The following is a 17537-nucleotide window of genomic DNA, read 5'->3' as shown; positions in this document are numbered from 1 at the left end:
CGGCGGATTTCTCGCCGACTGAGATCAATCGGCTTTGCCGGCCGTCGTGCCGAGGCCACGGCCTGGCGTCCAGACCGGGTCTGGCGCGGTCCAAAGCACGTCGTTGTGGATCAGCTTCACCAACTCGTTCGCCTGCAGGTCGAGGAAGCGCTCGCCCTTTTCGGCGGTTGCGCTGCGAGGATCGCCCCAGGTGCCGGTGACCGGCGCCCGCTCGGCGAAGGAATAGAAGCGCGACACGTCCGCAGGTACGTCAACGGGATGGTGCTGGTTGCCGAAGGCCTGGCCGAACATCTCGGTCTTTACCGCATCCGGAACGATCGCCAGCATGACCGACGCTTCGCCCTCGCAGGCGTGATGCGCACCGGTGTCAACCTCGAAGATCTTGCTGGCCTCCTCTGGTGCCAGCATCCACGGCGTCGTGGCGACAATCGGCGTGGCGAACTCGACCGCCAGTTCGCGCACGGCAACCGCGAGCGGGTCCATGTTGCCGCCGTGACCGTTGACGATGAACAGCCGCGCGAAACCGAGCGTCTTCAGCGATCGGACGATGCAGCGAATGACGCGGCTCAGCGTATCGTAGTCGAGCGTGATGGTGCCGCCGAAAGGCAGATGGTGATCGCTCATGCCGAGCCACAGGCCGGGAAGAACGGCGACCGGGATGTCATCGGCCACGAGACGGGCGGCACGGATGGCCGCGGCCGATGCGCTGGCGGTGTCGGTAATGACAGGCAGGTGCGGCCCATGCTGTTCCAGCGAACCGATCGGCAGAACGGCAAGCGCGCCCGGTTTTCCGGCAATTTCGCGCAGGCTCGGCGCGGTCATGCGCGCCCATTCGACTTCCTTCTTCATCTTAGGCCTCTTTCATTAGATCAGATTCATTTCGGCTCGTAGCCGCGCGGACCGCTGCACGCACGACGGCGTCCGCCGACATCGGGGAAAGACACGGAAGCGGCAGCTGACAGAGGGCACCGATCGGCATTGGTCAGGTCAATGTCGTCTCCGGCGGCGTAGGCCGCGTTTCGTTCGAGTGCAGAGGTGCGATGCGCTCCAAATATGCACAGTCGGAAATATCAATCAAATCATTTTTCCTATAAGAAAATTATCTTTCTTAAAATATCGAGACAGCGCATCAAATGACATGGAGCGGCCTCGCCGCCTCCCACGTCAGGGGTCGGCGAAGCGCGTCTGTAGCGCTCGTCTGTCCCTCATCCCTGCGCCAGATGACACCTTGCACAGCGTGCGCCCTCGCCGAGCCGCTGGAGAACCTGCGGCGTCTCACAGCCGGCGGCAGCCTTGCCGCAACGTTCCTTGTAGAAGCAACCGGCCGGCAGTCTGCGATTGTTTGGGAGCTCGGCGGTCCGCACCTCGGCAATAGTCGGCAAGGGACTTGCGAAACTCGGGGCCGCGGCCAGAAGCGTCTGCGTGTATGGGTGCCGAGGATCGCCCAGGACCTCTTCGGCCGGGCCTGATTCAACGATCTGGCCGAGATACATCACCGCGACATCGTCACAGAAGTGGCGCACCAGTGCGACATCGTGCGAGATCATGAGGTAGGCGAGCCCCCGCTCCCGCTGCAGTTTCAGAAGCAGGTTGATGATCTGCGCCTGGACCGACACGTCGAGCGCCGATGTAGGTTCGTCCAACACCATGAGGTCGGGGTCCGTGCTGATGGCGCGGGCGATGGCAATGCGCTGGCGCTGTCCGCCTGAAAACTCATGTGGCAGACGATCGAGATGTTCCGGCCTAAGACCGACGGCGGTCGCCAGTTGTTCAGCCTTCGCATGCAGCTCGGCGTTGCTATGCCCGCCGCGAATATGCAGCGGTTCGCTGATGAGCCGCCAGACCGGTAGGCGCCGATCGAGCGAGGATTGCGGATCTTGGAAAACGATCTGCATCTTCTGCCGCAGCTGGCGCTTCTCTCTCCCCTGCGCTGCCTGAAAATCCTGACCGTCGATCGCCACCCTACCCTGCTCGTATGGCGCAAGCCCGATGATCGCCTGGGCGAGCGTACTCTTGCCGCAACCGGATTCGCCGACAATGCCGAGGCTTCTGCCGGCACGAACTCTAAGGGTGACACCGTTGACGGCATGCACATGCGAAGTGGGGCGCCCGAGCCAGTTGCGGCACGCCGGGAAGCGGACATGGAGGTCGGAAACCTCCAGAACCGGCTGTGCCATCGTGTCAACGCCTTCGGTCATTGCCGGCTCCCTGCTTTGATGTTTCTGGCGCGACACCACGCCGCCAGCACGCCACCTGTTGGCTGTCGGCCCCGGCCAACTGCGGAGACTGGGATCGACAGAGATCAACCGCTTCCTTGCATCGCGGCTGGAAGTAGCAGCCCGTCGGTGGATGCAGGAGATTAGGCACCGCGCCGGGGATCGCTTCGAGCTCCTGTTTTGGCGCCACCCGCTCCGGCAGACAGCGCAATAGCGCCTGGGTATAGGGATGCTGCGGCGCCTCGAGCACGGTGCGGGTCGCACCATGCTCAACGATCCGTCCGGCATACATCACGTAGAGCCGGTCGCAGAGCTGCGACACGACGGCGACGTTGTGCGAGATGAAGATCACCGACGTCCCGGTGCGGCGCGCGCGGTTCTGGATCAGCCGCAGGATCACGGCCTGCACGGTGACATCGAGCGCGGTCGTCGGCTCGTCGGCGATGATGAGGCCGGGATTGCATGAGAACGCCATGGCGATCAGCACGCGTTGCCGCATGCCGCCGGAGAGTTCAAACGGATAGAGCTTCATGACCCGCTCTGGCTCGCCGATCAGCATGTCGGCAAGAATATCCCGCGCAATGCGCCTGGCATCCGGCAAGTTTGTCTCCTCGTGACGCATGATGACGTCAGTCAGCTGCTTGCCGATGCGGATCGTCGGGTTCAGCGCGTTCATCGGCTCTTGAAAGATGGTCGAGAACACCTTGCCGCGCACATCCTGCAACTGGCTGTCGTCCATGGCGAGGGTGCTATGGCCAAAGAGCCTGACCGAGCCGCCGGTGATCCTGTAGCGACCCCTGGGCAGCAGCCCAGTCGCGGCCATGGTCGTTACCGATTTGCCGCAGCCGGACTCGCCGACGATCCCGACGATCTCGGCCTTTCCGACATTGATCGACACATTGTCGAGCGCCTTAATCGCGCCGCTGAAGGTTGGAAACTCCAGCGACAGGTTGTGAATGGCCAGCGCCTGGCCGCGTCGTTCTGCCGTGCCTGTCATCATCTGCCCCTCAAGCGCGGGTCGAGCATATCGCGAATGCCGTCGCCAACGAGATTGCACCCCATCGCCGTGATCAGAATGGCGAGGCCCGGGAAGGTCGCGTACCACCACTGATCGAGCATGTAGCTGCGACCACTGCTGACAAGAGCGCCCCATTCGGAGGTGGGCGGCTGCGCGCCGAGGCCGATGAAGCTAAGCGCGGCCGCAATCAGCACGACGCCGCCAAGATCGAGCGTCGCCTGCACGATGATCGGCGACATCGCGTTCGGCAGGATATGCCAGCGCAGGATGTAGAATGGCGAAGCGCCGAAGGTCCGCGACGCCTTCACGAAGACCTGCTCGCGCAAGGAAAGCGTTTGACCGCGGGCCAGGCGCACATAGGCGGGAATACGCACGATCGCCACGGCCAGCATGGAGTTGAACAGGCTCGGACCAAGGGCTGCGGCCAGCGCCATGGCCAGCACCAGCGCCGGCAGAGCAAGAACGACATCCATGAGCCGCATGATGGCGGTGTCGACCCGTCCGCCGACCACGCCGGAAAAACAACCGATCAGCACCCCGACCGACATCGAAATCAGGACGATCATGAAGGCGGCGCCGCAGGACGCCCTCGCCCCATAGATCACGCGTGAGAACAGGTCGCGGCCAACCTCGTCCGTGCCGAACCAATGCGCGGTACTCGGCGGCAACAGGCGCGCCGTCAAGGAGACCTTGTCCGGGTTGAACGGTGCGATCACCGGTGCGGCGATGATCATGATGAGAACGAGCAGAATGATGGCAGCGCCAACCAGGGTCAGCGGGCTGCGGCGGCTCAGGTACCACAAATAGTGCAGCCGCTCGGAGACGGACTTGGTCCTGCGCATCGCGGCACCCGCCGCGGCAGGTTCGCTCGGCATGACGGCGGACATGATCAGACCTCCCTGATTTGCGGGTCGGCGAGCATGTAGGCGAGATCTACCAAGAGGTTGATCAGCACATAGCCGATGGATGCGACGATCGTGAAACCCATGATGGCGGGAAAATCGAGCGTCTGAATGGAGGTCACGACATAGGTGCCCATGCCCGGCCAAGCGAAGATCGTCTCGGTCAGCACTGCTCCATAGAGAAGGTCGCCAAGCGCCAGTCCCAATAGGGTGATCGAAGGGATCAGCGCGTTTCTGAGAGCGTAGTTGAAGACGATCATGCCCTTGCGCAGGCCGCTGGCGCGGGCGGTGCGGATATAATCTTCCTGTAGCACATCCAGCATCGAGGCGCGGATCTGGCGGGTGATCACGCCCATATTGGCGAAGGCCAACACAAAGCCCGGCAGGATGATGTGGTAGACGGCGCTGCGAAAGGCATCGAAGCGGCCTTGCAGCAGAGAGTCGATCAGCAGGAATCCGGTGATGCGTTCGGGTGCAACGATGCCCATGGCCAGGCGCCCGCTGCCAGGCAGTATCTGGAACTTGGCGTAGAAGAGGTAGATAAGGATCAGGCCGAACCAGAACACCGGCATTGAGATGCCGCAGACGGAGACCGTCCGCGCGATCTGGTCGATCGGGCCGTCCTTGTAGACGGCCGACAGCACGCCGAGTGGTACGCCCAGACAGATCGCGATGAAGAGCGCGACCGTTCCGAGTTCCAGTGTTGCCGGCAAGAAGGTGCGAATATCGGCTGCAACCGGGCGGTTGGTCCGCAAGGACGTTCCCAGATCGCCTTGCAGGAGATTGCCGATATAGATGGTGAATTGTTCGACGACCGGGCGATCGAGACCCAGATTGCGCCTGACGTTCTCAAGCGTTTCGGCGCTTGCCCTATCGCCCGCAATCATGCGCGCGGGATCTCCCGGAATGAGGTGAGAGATCGTGAAGGTGATGACCGCGACCCCGAGCACCACAAAAAGCAGCAATATCAGACGCGGAATGATGATGCGGGTGATTGCCATGGACGTCAGCCTTTCCAGCAGGAAAACCTTGCTTGGGAAACGATGAAACCCTGCCGTCACAGCCGTTGGGGCCGGCGGCAGGTGTTCCGTGGATTGAGGCCTGTTGAGCGAGAGGATCGCTTCAATCCGGCCCCTCACTCCGTCTTCGACATCGTCCCGAAGTTGTAGACCTGGATCAGCATGGGATTGTAGACATAGCCTTTCACCACGGCGCGACGGGCGAAGATGTCATTCTTCTCCATGATGTAGAGATAGGGCGCGTCCTCGGTCGAAAGCTTCTGCGCCTCGATGTAAAGAGCCTTGCGCTTGACCTCGTCGACGATCGATCCCGCCTCACGCACGAGATCGGTCACCTGCTTGTTGCCGTAGAAGGAACGGTTTCCCGGGCCGCCCATTTTGTCGGCGTCGAACCAATAGTTCATGAACATGTAGGGGTCGGCAAAGTCAGGCGTCCAGGCACCGGGAGCCATATCGAATTTGCCGTTGGCCACCAGTTCGCGTTTGGTCGTGTCGGCGACCGCCTGCAGATCGAGCTTGATGCCGACTTCAGCCAGTGACGCCTGCAGCGCCAGCCCAACCGGCTCCCAGGCAGGGTCCGCCTGAGAGAAGGTATAGGTCAGGTGAATATCGCTCTTGCCGGAGTCGGCAAGCAGAGCCTTGGCCTTCTCGATGTCGTATGTGTACTGGAAGCCCTGCGGGTCGTGTCCCCACATGCCGCTCGGCACCGCGCCGCGCATTTGCTTGGCCTGGCCGAGCATGATGCCGTCGATGATGCCTTGATAGTCGACCGCATAGGAAATCGCCTTGCGAACCTTGGCGTCGTCGAGCGGCGGCTGGCGGTTGTTCATGTAGATGTAGTTCACATACATGCTGGGATTGCTCTCGACCACGACGGAAGCGTCCTTTTGCAGCGCCTCCGCCTGATCGAGCGGGATCTGTTCGATGATGTCGGCATCGCCGTTGGTCAACTGAAGGCGGCGGGCCGACACGTCGCCGACGATGCGAATGACGACCTGTTTCAGCGCCGGCTCAGTGCCTGCGTAATGTTCGTTGCGGTCGAGCACGATGCTCTGGTTCCGCTCCCAGGAGGCGATACGGTAGGGCCCGCTGCCGGCGGAGTGCTCGGCAAGCCAGGCCTTCGCCATGTCGCCGTCCTTTTCATGCTCCATCACCTTGGGATTGATGATCGCTGCTCCGGAGACGGCCAGCGTCGAAATGAACGGCGCGAACGGCGCCGTCAGATGAAATCTGACAGTCTGCGGATCGACTACCTCGACCTCCTTCAGCACCGGGAACGCGTCGGACGGTCCGGCCTTCAGCTTCATCAGCCGGTCGAAGCTGAATTTGACTGCCGCGGCATCGACCGGTGAACCGTCATCGAACTTGTGGCCGCTGGCGAGCTTGAAGGTCCACACGAGGCCGGCATCGTCGGCGGTCCAGCTTTCAGCCAGTTCGGGCCCGACCTCCGTGGAGCCGCCCTTGTAGGCGACGAGCCTTTCGTAGGCGGCATAAATCAGTGTGTAGCCGCTGTTGCTGATTTCAACTCCAGGATCGGCGGTCGGCGGATCTTCCGCTCGCGCCATCACCAGCACGTCCTGCGCTGCGATCGCGCCGGAAAGAGGCGTCGACGCCAGAAGCAATGCAACGCCGATCGATTTCCACTTGGAACCGTTCATCTCGTAGTCCTCCCCAGAACTGCGGCGCACGATGCCCTCCCGGCATTCACCGCGGTGCTAGACTAGGAAACGATTTTCCTAAGTGCAATGTTTTTTCTTATCGTATTTGTTTTTTTAGTTTCGATCAGCTTTTGAGCTTGATCGTCTGCGCGTTCGCCAGTGTGGAGACCAGCTCGGTTTCCGGGGTCGAGCAAACGCACAGGATATGCGCAGGTTCTTCGCTGACGCTGAGATAGGCGTGACCCATTATCGCGTCGAAGTAGCAGGAATCGCCCTTCTTGAGCCGCAAAGGCGCATAGATCTCGGTGTGAAGTTCCAGTTCCCCTTCGAGTACGTAGAAGAACTCCTCGCCCTTGTGCCGGATAAGCGGCCCAAACTCCTCAAGTGTGCGTGCACGGGCTACCGCCACGATCGGAACCATCGACTTCTTAGAAATCTCCGTGCAAACATAAAGATAGTCGTAGTTCTGCGTGATGATCGCCCGCCCGTCGCCGGACTTGGTGTAGGTGCGCCGCCCCAGCATGTTGGGGGCTTCCTCAGCGCCCGCCATGGTCCCGAAAAGCTCGACGATGTCGACCTTCAGGCCCTGGGCGAGCTGGATCAGTCGGTCGTAGGTGAGCTGCATCTGGTTGTTCTCAACCTTGGAAAGGGTCGAGACCGCAAGCCCGGTCATGGAACTCACCTCTGCCAACGTCCAGCGATTGCGGTTGCGAATCTCCTTCAGGATATCGCCGAGGGTGGATTTCGCATCGGTCATCGTTGGCGTCTCCAATTTGCCTGCAGCCGTTCCGGACCGCGTGCCGATCCCGGCTCAGCCCGCGACGCGGCAGAATCCGACTGGCATGATAGGAAAACCATTTCCTATAATACGTGGCCGAAATCAACATTGCCTCGAAGGCAATGCGCGCCGGCGACAACCCTGCCCGCGATCGTCTTCGGATCGATACCGCCCTTGCCCTACCCTTCGAATGGGTTGGCGACCCTTGGCCAATAGGGCCGCTTCAGCTTGGTAAAGGCCAGTTCCTCGAATGAGGGCTGCAGGGCACCGGGCGCGCTGACGTAGAGAATTTCGCGCGCGATGGGTTCGAAGCCTGCGCGGAAGTGGTTGCTGGATTTCACCACGACGATCTTCTTCTGCGCCGGGTCCAGGCCGAGCGCGGTCATGCATTCCGGGTGGAAGGTTTGTGTGCGCACGGTGTTCAGCACGATGTCGACGTTGCCGGCACTGACCCAGACGGCATCGCCGATGCCGAGCGGCGTCGGCCCGAAGTGCTGGGTAATGCCCGAAGCGACACGCCTGACCGTCACCGTCAGATCGAGCGGATCGCCGGAAGCCGGCCCGACCTTGCCGCCGATCCGCAGCGCCAATGTGGCCCCCTCTCCCGCCTCGCGGCACATGCGCACCGCAATCGGGTCCCAATAGAGGCAAGTCGCCACGTCTTCGATGCCGCGCTCGATGATGCGACGCAGGATGAATGTCGAGTCTCCAGGCGCCCCACCGCCTGCATTGTCGGAGACGTCGGCGAGCACGACCGGTCCGCTCTTCGCCGCGACGGCCCGATCCAGCGCGGCATCGATACCGAGATAGTCTCCGCGCATCTTCTCGCGCGCATCGAATATCTCCCGGCCGAAGGACCGGGCGGTGCGCGCAGCCTTTTCCGGGTCATTGTCGGTCACGACGAGCATCTTGGCGCCGACATCCTCGACGTCGCCCCAGGGGAAGCCGTGGCCGAAGGAGACCGACAGCACGCCATCCTGCCCTTCCAGGGCCTTCATGCGGTCGACAATGCCGCGCAATGGCGCGCGGTGCGGGTGGAAGGTGTTGATCATGCGGCAGTCATAAACGCCCATGGCCGGTCGCACTTCGCCGGCGAGCGTCCGCTCCACCAGCCGGAACAACTGGCCGGCAACCTCCTCGATGTCCGTATGCGGATATTCCTTGTAGGTGGCGATCATGGTCGCATTGGCGAGCATGCGGTCGGTGATATGGCAATGCAGATCAAGTTCGGCGGCGACCGGCACATTCGGCCCGACCAGGCCGCGCACATGCTCGAGCAGATCCCCCTCGACATCGTCATAGCCTTCGGCGACGCAGGCGCCGTGCAGGGCAAGCATGACGGCATCGACCGGCATGGCCGCCTTGAGGTCGCCAAGGATGGTAGCGCGGAAGCTCTCATAGACCGCCCGCGTGGTCCTGCCGCCTGGCTCGGCCACGGCGCACAGGCTCTCCACCACGCACCAGGCCTTTTCTTGAGCGGCCTCGCGCCAGACAGACATCTGCGACGAGCAGCAGTTGAGCGGCCTCCTGGTGGCATCGCCATAGGCGATCAGGTTTTCCCGGAAAGCCTCAAGCCCCGTCTGCATCGGCGAAAAAGTGTTGGTCTCGGTGTCCAGCCCAGCGATGAACAGTTTCATTTTTGCCTCTCGCCTATCAAGAAAGATATTTTCTAATCATAAAACTATGTTTATCGTCGGAAAGTCAAATGTATTATCCGCGCCATCGCGCGGCTGACTGGGGAGGCAGAAGTGCGCGTCTATATTTCCGCGGATATCGAAGGGATCGTCGGGGTCGTCAGCCGCGACCAGCTGATGCCCGAAGGTTTCGAGTATGAGAATGCCCGGCGCTGGATGACGGATACCGTGGTCCACGCCTGCGAGGCCGCTCACGAGGAAGGCGTGGAGGAAGTCATCCTCAGCGATTCTCATGGAAATGGCGAGAGCATCCTGATCGACCGCCTGCCCGACTATGTGCAGGTCGTGCGCAGCTGGCCGCGGCCGCTGATGATGATGCAGGGCGTCGAGCTCGGGTCCTTCGTCGGCGCCATGCTTCTCGGCTATCACGCCGGGGCAAGCCACTCGGGGGGCGTGCTGTCGCACACCATCGGCGGCACGGCCTTTGCCGAGGTGCGGATCAACGGCGTCGTCATGGCGGAGGCCGGCATCAACGCCGCCATCGCTGGGCATTTTGGCGTGCCGGTGCTGCTCGCCTCGGGCGACAATGTGGCATTGGACGAGATAAGCCAGGTCATCGGAGACATCGTTGCGGTACCGGTGAAGCAGGTCTACAGCACGCAATCGGCGATTACGCTGACGCCGGCCGTCGCGCATCGCCGGATCCGCGAGGGCGTCAAGGCGGCGCTGGCAAGAGCAGGCTCTGCAAAACCGTTCAGACTGGAAAACCCTGTCCTGGAGATCGTGTTCCGAAATCGCCTGCCGGCCGAGTACCTTTCCTACCTCAAGGGCGTCGAGCGCACCGATGGTTACACGATCCGCTACCAGGGTGACGACATGGTCGACGTCTCGCGCTTCATCCAATTCGTGGTCGGCTACAATTCGCGCCTGACTTTCTGACGGGCCCTTCTGCGGAATCAAACAATGGCTACCTCCATCGTCCTCGGCGCCGGCATGGTCGGCGTCTCAACCGCGCTCGCACTGCAGGAGAACGGGCACCAGGTGGTGCTGCTGGATCGCCAGGCGCCGGGCCGGGAAACCAGCTACGGCAACGCCGGCATCATCCAGACCGAGGCCGTCGAGCCTTATGCCTTCCCTCGCTCCGTGACCGAGATCGCGAGGGTGGCGCTCAAGCGCGGCAACGACGTCGATTGGCGGCTGCGCGATATGCCACGCTTGGTGGGCCCGCTCTGGCGCTATTTCGCGCAGTCGGCGCCCGCGCCTTACGCAAGAACCATCGGGACCTATTCACAACTGGCGCTGCGTGCGAGTGACGATCACGCGCGTTTCATCGAACCCGCCGGCGCTGGGGAACTGATCGTCCGGCAGGGCTGGCGCGCGGTCTATCGTACGCCTGCGACATTCGAAGCGGCTGCCGCCACCGCGGAACGGCTGAAGCGTGTCTACGGCGTGCCGTCGGCGGTGCTTGGTGCAGATGAACTCGCGGCCAGCGAACCGGCGCTGCAACCTCGGCTGGCGGGGGCGGTCCATTGGACCTCTCCCTGGACCTGCCGTGACCCGGGTGAACTGGTCGCGCGCTATGCCGCCCTCTTCATTGCGCGCGGCGGAACGCTGGCCCGCGGCGACGCCATGAGCTTGCAGCAGACTGGCGCCGGCTGGCAGGTGTTGTCCGAGGGCGGCACATTTACGGCACAGAACGCGGTCGTCGCCTTGGGTCCATGGTCGCCGACGCTCGCGAAGACGTTCGGCTATCACATCCCCATGGTGTTCAAGCGCGGTTATCACAGGCATTTCGCAGACCCGAACGGACCGCGCATCTCGATGCTGGATGTCGACCGTTCCACGCTGGTTGCGCCGATGAACACAGGGTGGCGAGTTTTGACCGGTGCGCATATGGCGCCGCCGGGCACAGCGCCGGCATCGCGGCAGATACTGCATGCCGCCAATGCCGCGCGCGAGCTTTTTGGCCTGCGCGAGCCCGTCGAAGCAACGCCATGGTCGGGCACCCGCCCCTGCATGCCCGACATGCTGCCCGTTGTCGGCCCGACCCGCCATAAGGGCCTGTGGTTCCATTTTGGCCACGGCCATCAGGGATTCACATTGGGCCCGACGACCGCCTTCCTTCTGGCGGAGCAAATCGAGGGGGGACACGGCAATCCGCTCGCTCTGCCCCTGATGCCGTCCGCGCGAGGCTGGGCATAACGCGTAGGTTGGCGCCGTTCGGCATGGACGCTGGGTAGGATTACGAGCACGAGCACTTGCGGACTGGTGAGACTTTCAGCGTCTCGTCAGTCTTAACGGTGCGGTTGGCAAACACCGGTAACGCTCACAGAGCGCCGCAGTCTTACCTATTTTCTCTTCAACGGACGGTTCGATTCCGTGCCCGGTACAGCCTTCATGCGGCTGCATCCCGGAAGATGCCAGCACGGCGGCGCGCTTAGCGCTTGAGAAGCTGTCCCCCTCGCCGATTCCTCCGTGCCAGCGGCGATCGTTTTGTTCCTCGCGGCCGCTGACTTCCAATCCTCCTGCGCATTCAGCGCGAATATGCGCAGGCGGAAATATTCTCCGGTCGCCAGCTTGACTCCGTTTAGGCGTGCTTCTATCAAGTTGTAGGCCTAACCCTACAATTGGATGCCATGCACCACTCTCACTCATCTTCAACGTCCGCGCTGTCACTCGCAGACCTTCCCGGTCCGGATGTCGCCATCCGTCCACTGCACCACCCCTGGCGGTGGATCAGTGGCGGTCTCGTCATCCTGCTGCTTGCCGTAATCGGCCGCGCCTTCGCAGTCGGGCAAATCCAGTGGACGGTGGTCGGCGAGTTCCTGACGGCTGGCGTCATCATCACCGGCTTCGGTTGGACGCTCCTGATCTCGGCCTGTGCGCTGGTGCTTGGCGTCTTTCTTGGTTTCGCTTTCGGCATCATGCGGCTTTCGGAAAATCCGATCCTGCGCTTTGCTGCATGGCTCTATGTCTGGGTGTTCCGCGGCACGCCGGTGCTGCTGCAGTTGCTCATCTGGTTCAACATCGCGCTGGTCTTCCCGCGCCTCTATATCCCCGGGCTCATCGATGCCCGCATGGTCGACGTGGTGACGCCGTTCGTCGCGGCTGTCCTTGGTCTCGGCGTGAACGAAGGCTCCTATCTGACGGAAGTGGTGCGCGGCGGCATCTCTTCGGTCGACAAGGGCCAGAAGGAAGCTGCCCATACGCTCGGCATGACGCCGGGCCAGACGATGCGGCGTATCATCCTGCCACAGACCCTGCGGCTGATCCTGCCCGTACTCGGCAACAGCGCCATCGGCATGCTGAAGTTCTCCTCGCTCGCTGCCACCATCGCCATGGGCGAGATGCTGAACGCCGCACAACGCATCTACTTCATCAATGGCGCTGTGATTGAACTGCTGTTCGTCTGCGCCGTCTGGTATCTGGCGGGAACCACCGTTCTTTCCATCGGCCAATACTATCTCGAACGCCATTTCGGCCGCGATGGCGCAGCCGCAACCAGCGAGCGCCGCTGGTTCAAAGGATGGGCGCGTCGTCCCGTCGCCTCGGGGGAAGCATGACACTCGCAGTCAAGGCGGTCGGTATCCGCAAGAGTTTTGGGAGCCACGAGGTCCTGAAGGGTCTCGATCTGGAAGTCACCTATGGTCAAGTGCTCTGCATCCTCGGGCCCTCGGGCAGTGGCAAGAGCACCTTCCTGCGCTGCATCAACCATCTGGAAACGCCGAATGGCGGCTATGTCTGGGTCGACGGCGCGATCATGGGCTACGAGCTCAGCCGCGGCGCGCTTGAGGAATTGCCGGTCAAGCGGCTCAGGGCGCAGCAGAGCCAGCTCGGCATGGTGTTCCAGCATTTCAATCTTTTCGCGCACCGAACGGTGCTCGGCAACGTCATCGAGGGACCGATGGTGGTACGCGGCTTGAGCCGCGCCGAGGCCGAAGCCCGTGCCATGGGCCTACTCGAGCAGGTCGGCATGGCGGCCAAGGCATCGAGTTATCCGTCTCAGCTTTCCGGCGGCCAGAAGCAGCGTGTGGCAATCGCCCGGGCGCTCGCCATGGAGCCGCGCGTCATGCTCTTCGACGAGCCGACCAGCGCGCTCGATCCGGAACTCGTCGGCGAGGTTCTGGAAGTCATGCGCAATCTGGCGCGCGGCGGCACAACGATGATCGTCGTCACCCACGAGATCGGCTTTGCCCGGGAGGTCGCCGACCGCGTCGTGGTGATGATCGACGGCGAGATCCGCGAGATGGGCGTACCCACGCAAGTTCTGAGCAACCCCGGCGACCCGCGCGTGCGGAGTTTCCTCAGCCGCGTGCTGGCCTGAAGACAAGAGTTCAAAAAGAGGGAGAACTGAAAATGAAACAACTGCTACCAATGGTTCTGGGGCTAGCCTCCGCCACCTTCATCAGTCTCGCCGCGGGCGGCGTGGCACAGGCCGCCGACCAGAAGCTCGCGGCCGCTCTGCCGGACGCCGTGCGCGATACCGGAAAGCTGAACGTCACGATCAGCCTTGCCTATCCGCCAATGGAATACAGCGACGCCGGCTCGACGGAACTGAAGGGCTTCGACATCGATCTTGCCAAGGCAATCGCCGAACGCCTCGGCCTGACGGCCGAGTTCCAGAACGTCGAGTTCCCGCAATTGATCCCGCAGGTCGTCACCGGCCGTTCGGACCTGATCATGACCGCCTTCTCCGACAAGGTGGAGCGCCAGACGCAGCTCGATTTCATCGACTACTTCAAGTCCGGCAACGTCTTCTATTCGACCGCAGACCACCAAGGCGAGATCAAGACCGAGGCGGACCTTTGCGGCAAGACTGTCGCGGTCGCAACGGGAACCAGCTGGGTCACCTGGGCGGAAAATATCGGCAAGGCTAAATGCGCACCTGACCAGCTGATCACCGTCATCCAGATCCCGACCCAGGCCGAGCACATCATGCAGATCCGCCAGGGCCGCGCCCAGGCTTCGGTCATCGGCCTTGAGGGACTGCTCGACCTGATGAAGCAGGAGCCGGGCAAGTTCTACCAGATCGGCGAAGTCGGCGACGTCAACCACTACGGCATTGCTTTGGCCAAAGCGAATGGGCAGTTGCGCGATGCCGTAAAGGGCGCGCTCGACGCCATGAAGTCCGATGGCACTTATGCACAGATCCTCGACCGCTACGGCTTGAAACAGGCTGCCGTCCAAGAGTTCAAGATAAACGGAGCCACGAAGTAACCGAACCGCGCCGGAGCCTGCCTTGACCCATCCTTCCATGCCAGACGCCTCCACCATCGCAGCAAATGGAAACCCGGACGACAGACTGGCCCGGCTGCGCCTCGATCTCTATTCGAGCGAGCAGCTCTACCGGCAGCTCTATCGGGCGCTCCGCGCCGCGATTCTCAGCGGCGACTTCTCCGAAGGGGAAGCGATCCCCTCGGAGAACCAGTTGCGCGACCAGTTCGGCATTGCCCGAACCACCGTGCGCAATGCGATGGCGCTTTTGGTTTCGGAAGGTCTGGTTCAGCAGGTTCGCGGCCGCGGCACGATCGTCTCGCACCGGCCGATCAGCCACAACATCTGGAATTTCGGCAGCTTCACGGAGCTTGCCCGCCGCCAGGGCCAGCGCCCGGTGACGCGCGTGCTGGAACACCGGGTGGAGAATGGCGAACTCTTGCTGGTGCGCGCCCGTGGACTTGCCAATGGCGACACCGTGAGTTGGCTGAACGTCGACACGTCTCAGCTCGATCTTGCCCTCTATCCGGGGATCGACCGCTACGATTTCGCGGCGCAATCGCTCTACGAGGTTTTGCGCCGCGACTATGACCGCCACCCCTTGCGTTCGGAACTGCTGCTCAGCGTCGTGCCGTCTTCCGAGCGCCTCAGGGAGGTCTTTGCCCCGGCGCCTGACGTGCCGGGCTACCTTTGCGCCAGCGGGGATGTGCTCGATGCCGACGACCGGTTGGTCGAGCGCACGTCGATCGTCTACTCGCCGGCAGTCCAGATGAAATTTGCAACGCGCTGGGGGCGCGAGACCGCGCCGCACGGTGCGCAGGAGAGCAAGACATGAGCCGCTTCGGCGACACTTTCACGACCCCAAAACCCATTCTTGGCATGCTGCACCTGGCTGGTGACGGCCCCGCGGCCAAGCTTGCCCAGGCCGAAGAAGAGGCCCGCATCATGGCCGGCGAAGGCGTGGACGGGGTCGTGGTCGAGAACTACTTCGGTGGTGCAGAAGACGTCGAGCGGGTGTTGGACCGGCTTTTCGGGTTCGACCTCGGCACCCGCATCGGCGTCAACGTGCTCAGAGACGATGCGCGCGCCTTTGCCCTTGCCAAAACGTACCCCGTTTCCTTTATCCAGGTGGATTCTGTCGCCGGCCATCTGCCGCCGGAAGCGGACGAAGCCTTCGAAGCCGAACTCGCGGCACGCAGAGAGGGCGTTTCGGCGCTGTTGTTCGGTGGCGTTCGCTTCAAGTACCAGCCTGTTCTGTCCGGGCGGTCGGAATCGGAAGACGTGCGCATCGGCGCTGCGCGCTGCGACGGTTTAGTGGTCACCTCCGACGCCACAGGCCAGCCGACCGACATGGACAAGGTGGCGCGCTTCCACGCTGCAACCGGCGGCGGGACGCCCCTCTTGATCGGCGCCGGCCTGACCGAAGCCAATGCCGCCGAGCAACTGGCCAAGGCCGATGGCGCCGTCGTCGGCAGCTGGTTCAAGCACGACCATAAGGACACAGGCCGCGTCGAGCCCGCCCATGTTGCCGGGCTCATGCGCGTCGTGCGCGCCATCAGGAGCGACGCATGAGTGCGGCCGACACGGCTTTCGCCCGCCCGGTGACCCGGGACAATTTCTCGCGATACGGCAAGGTCTATGAACTGACCGGCGACATCGATCCCAAGGTGGTCTGGACCGCCGGTGATGGATGGCGCGACGGCTTCACGAAAACATCGTTGATCGATGGTGCCGGCCATCTCGGCGTTACGCGCGGCGGCAGCGCACCGTGGCACTGCGGCGCAATGGAGCGGCATCCGCAAACGGAGGAGGCGATCTTCTGCTTCGCCCAACCGGTTGTCCTCGCCGTCGCTCCTGCATCTGACGCCACGGCGCCGGACCGGAATGAGATCGAAGCCTTCGTGATCGCGCCCGGGCAGGCCGTGGTGATGGACCGCAACGTCTGGCACGATGCCTGCCGGGGCGTTTCCGGCCCCGCACCCTATTACTGGATGGCCGTCTGCGGTCTCGGTGAAAGCCCTTGGGTTCGGGTTGCTGGTGGCCCGAAGCTGGTGCAAGTCATTCCGGGCGAAGGACCAACCGCATGACAAGCTTCTTCATCGGCGACGTCGCGCTCGACGAATACTACACCGCCGATCGCTGGCCGGGCCGAGCCGACAAGGGCCTGGTCATGGAGCTTCCATCCGAGGCTGGCGGCTCCATTGCGAATGCTGCGGTCGTAAATGCGGGGCTTGGCGGCCAGACGCAGTTCATCTCCCTGCTCAACGACAGTCCCTTGTCGCAACGTTTGATCGCCGATTTGAAGAAGAATGGGGTTGGCGTCGATCACATGCTGATCGATCCCGCCATTCCGGAATCGCGGAACTTCATCTTCCTCGTCGACGACGAGCATGTCGTTCTGACGGTCGAGATGGGCGAGCAGCCGATGTGGCTCGACCCCGCTGCCCTCGATGCGCTGCGCCAACCAGGCTTTCTCTACACGACGCTCTATCGCGCCCGTCGTCTCCATGCGCGAACGGATCAAGGCGTGGTCAAGCAAGCCGACCTTCTTGCCGATCTCCGCCAGAACGGCCGGCGCGTCATCTTCGATCTCGACGTCGGTGGATGCACGCCGCAGGATATGCCTTATCTCACCGGTGCTGCGGTCGTCATCTTCAACCAGGTCGGCTTCCGCGCGGCTTTCGGCCACGACGAAATCACGTTTATCGGCGACTGGATGCAGACGCACGATATCGACTGGGTCGTGCGCACCCTCGCTGCGGATGGCGCCGAGGCCCGCAATGGCGACACGATCCTTCGTGTGCCCGGGTTTCCGGTCGACGTCGTTGACGTCACCGGTGCAGGCGACACCTTCGGCGGCACATTGACCTGGTGTCTGTCGCAAGGCCAGACCATCGAAGAGGCGCTGGACTTCTCCGTCGCAGCCGCCTCCCGCTCCGTCACCATTCACGGCCCGCGGGCGGGTAAAGCAGCGCCGGAAGATATCCGCCGCTGGCGCGATGACGAGCGCCGGCCGAGATCACGGTGAAACGCGGTAACTGAGCCCTTCCTTTCCGTACGAATTAAATGGACGGCTGGATGTCACGACCTGCCGTCGA

General features: G+C 62.7%; 17 protein-coding genes. 9 read left to right on the top strand and 8 right to left on the bottom strand.

The window, feature by feature from the left end; translation table 11 throughout:
* Window positions 1-24 precede the first annotated feature (24 nt).
* From AC3WWH_RS18715 to AC3WWH_RS18680, 8 genes are all read right to left on the bottom strand, one after another.
* Window positions 25-849: a creatininase family protein gene (locus tag AC3WWH_RS18715; protein ID WP_058324296.1), complete on the bottom strand. Its 825-nt coding sequence runs from the start codon at window positions 847-849 to the stop codon at window positions 25-27.
* Window positions 850-1205: 356 nt separating this feature from the next.
* Window positions 1206-2198, bottom strand: coding sequence for an oligopeptide/dipeptide ABC transporter ATP-binding protein (locus AC3WWH_RS18710; RefSeq protein WP_245299255.1), 993 nt, complete (start codon window positions 2196-2198; stop codon window positions 1206-1208).
* Complete coding sequence (locus AC3WWH_RS18705; protein WP_058324321.1) at window positions 2182-3213, bottom strand: ABC transporter ATP-binding protein; 1032 nt, start codon at window positions 3211-3213, stop codon at window positions 2182-2184. Before AC3WWH_RS18705 ends, AC3WWH_RS18710 begins: the two co-directional genes overlap by 17 nt.
* Complete coding sequence (gene ddpC / locus AC3WWH_RS18700; protein ID WP_245299256.1) at window positions 3213-4121, bottom strand: D,D-dipeptide ABC transporter permease; 909 nt, start codon at window positions 4119-4121, stop codon at window positions 3213-3215. Before ddpC ends, AC3WWH_RS18705 begins: the two co-directional genes overlap by 1 nt.
* A 2-nt stretch (window positions 4122-4123) precedes the next feature.
* Window positions 4124-5137, bottom strand: coding sequence for an ABC transporter permease (locus tag AC3WWH_RS18695; protein WP_058324297.1), 1014 nt, complete (start codon window positions 5135-5137; stop codon window positions 4124-4126).
* A 134-nt stretch (window positions 5138-5271) separates the two neighbouring features.
* Window positions 5272-6843 carry an ABC transporter substrate-binding protein gene (locus tag AC3WWH_RS18690; RefSeq protein WP_245299257.1) on the bottom strand — a complete coding sequence of 524 codons (1572 nt, stop codon included), beginning with the start codon at window positions 6841-6843 and terminating at the stop codon, window positions 5272-5274.
* A gap of 94 nt (window positions 6844-6937) precedes the next feature.
* Entirely contained in the window at window positions 6938-7570 is a 633-nt protein-coding gene (locus tag AC3WWH_RS18685) for a helix-turn-helix domain-containing protein (RefSeq protein ID WP_058324299.1), read from the bottom strand.
* A gap of 200 nt (window positions 7571-7770) precedes the next feature.
* Window positions 7771-9228: a M81 family metallopeptidase gene (locus AC3WWH_RS18680; protein WP_058324300.1), complete on the bottom strand. Its 1458-nt coding sequence runs from the start codon at window positions 9226-9228 to the stop codon at window positions 7771-7773.
* A gap of 111 nt (window positions 9229-9339) precedes the next feature.
* Between AC3WWH_RS18680 and AC3WWH_RS18675 the strand changes: the two genes are divergently transcribed.
* From AC3WWH_RS18675 to AC3WWH_RS18635, 9 genes are all read left to right on the top strand, one after another.
* Window positions 9340-10164 carry a M55 family metallopeptidase gene (locus AC3WWH_RS18675; RefSeq protein ID WP_058324301.1) on the top strand — a complete coding sequence of 275 codons (825 nt, stop codon included), beginning with the start codon at window positions 9340-9342 and terminating at the stop codon, window positions 10162-10164.
* A gap of 24 nt (window positions 10165-10188) precedes the next feature.
* The gene (locus AC3WWH_RS18670; RefSeq protein WP_058324302.1) at window positions 10189-11427 is read left to right on the top strand and encodes an NAD(P)/FAD-dependent oxidoreductase; all 1239 of its coding nucleotides are present in this window, start codon (window positions 10189-10191) and stop codon (window positions 11425-11427) included.
* A 434-nt stretch (window positions 11428-11861) separates the two neighbouring features.
* Window positions 11862-12788 carry an amino acid ABC transporter permease gene (locus AC3WWH_RS18665; RefSeq protein ID WP_082641148.1) on the top strand — a complete coding sequence of 309 codons (927 nt, stop codon included), beginning with the start codon at window positions 11862-11864 and terminating at the stop codon, window positions 12786-12788.
* A complete protein-coding gene (locus tag AC3WWH_RS18660; protein ID WP_058324303.1) occupies window positions 12785-13549 on the top strand; it encodes an amino acid ABC transporter ATP-binding protein in 765 nt (254 codons plus the stop codon). Before AC3WWH_RS18665 ends, AC3WWH_RS18660 begins: the two co-directional genes overlap by 4 nt.
* Before the next feature lie 32 nt (window positions 13550-13581).
* Window positions 13582-14442, top strand: coding sequence for an ABC transporter substrate-binding protein (locus AC3WWH_RS18655; RefSeq protein WP_082641150.1), 861 nt, complete (start codon window positions 13582-13584; stop codon window positions 14440-14442).
* Between the two features lie 22 nt (window positions 14443-14464).
* Complete coding sequence (locus tag AC3WWH_RS18650) at window positions 14465-15274, top strand: GntR family transcriptional regulator (protein ID WP_143032942.1); 810 nt, start codon at window positions 14465-14467, stop codon at window positions 15272-15274.
* The gene (locus tag AC3WWH_RS18645) at window positions 15271-16011 is read left to right on the top strand and encodes a BtpA/SgcQ family protein (protein ID WP_058324306.1); all 741 of its coding nucleotides are present in this window, start codon (window positions 15271-15273) and stop codon (window positions 16009-16011) included. The genes AC3WWH_RS18650 and AC3WWH_RS18645 overlap by 4 nt, the downstream gene beginning before the upstream one ends.
* Window positions 16008-16526, top strand: coding sequence for an ureidoglycolate lyase (locus tag AC3WWH_RS18640; protein WP_492377156.1), 519 nt, complete (start codon window positions 16008-16010; stop codon window positions 16524-16526). The genes AC3WWH_RS18645 and AC3WWH_RS18640 overlap by 4 nt, the downstream gene beginning before the upstream one ends.
* Window positions 16523-17467 carry a carbohydrate kinase family protein gene (locus AC3WWH_RS18635; protein WP_492377155.1) on the top strand — a complete coding sequence of 315 codons (945 nt, stop codon included), beginning with the start codon at window positions 16523-16525 and terminating at the stop codon, window positions 17465-17467. Before AC3WWH_RS18640 ends, AC3WWH_RS18635 begins: the two co-directional genes overlap by 4 nt.
* The last annotated feature ends 70 nt before the right edge of the window (window positions 17468-17537 follow it).

Source organism: Ensifer sp. EB106-03-01-XG145, assembly GCF_058792075.1.
This window is presented reverse-complemented; position numbering and strand designations above follow the sequence as displayed.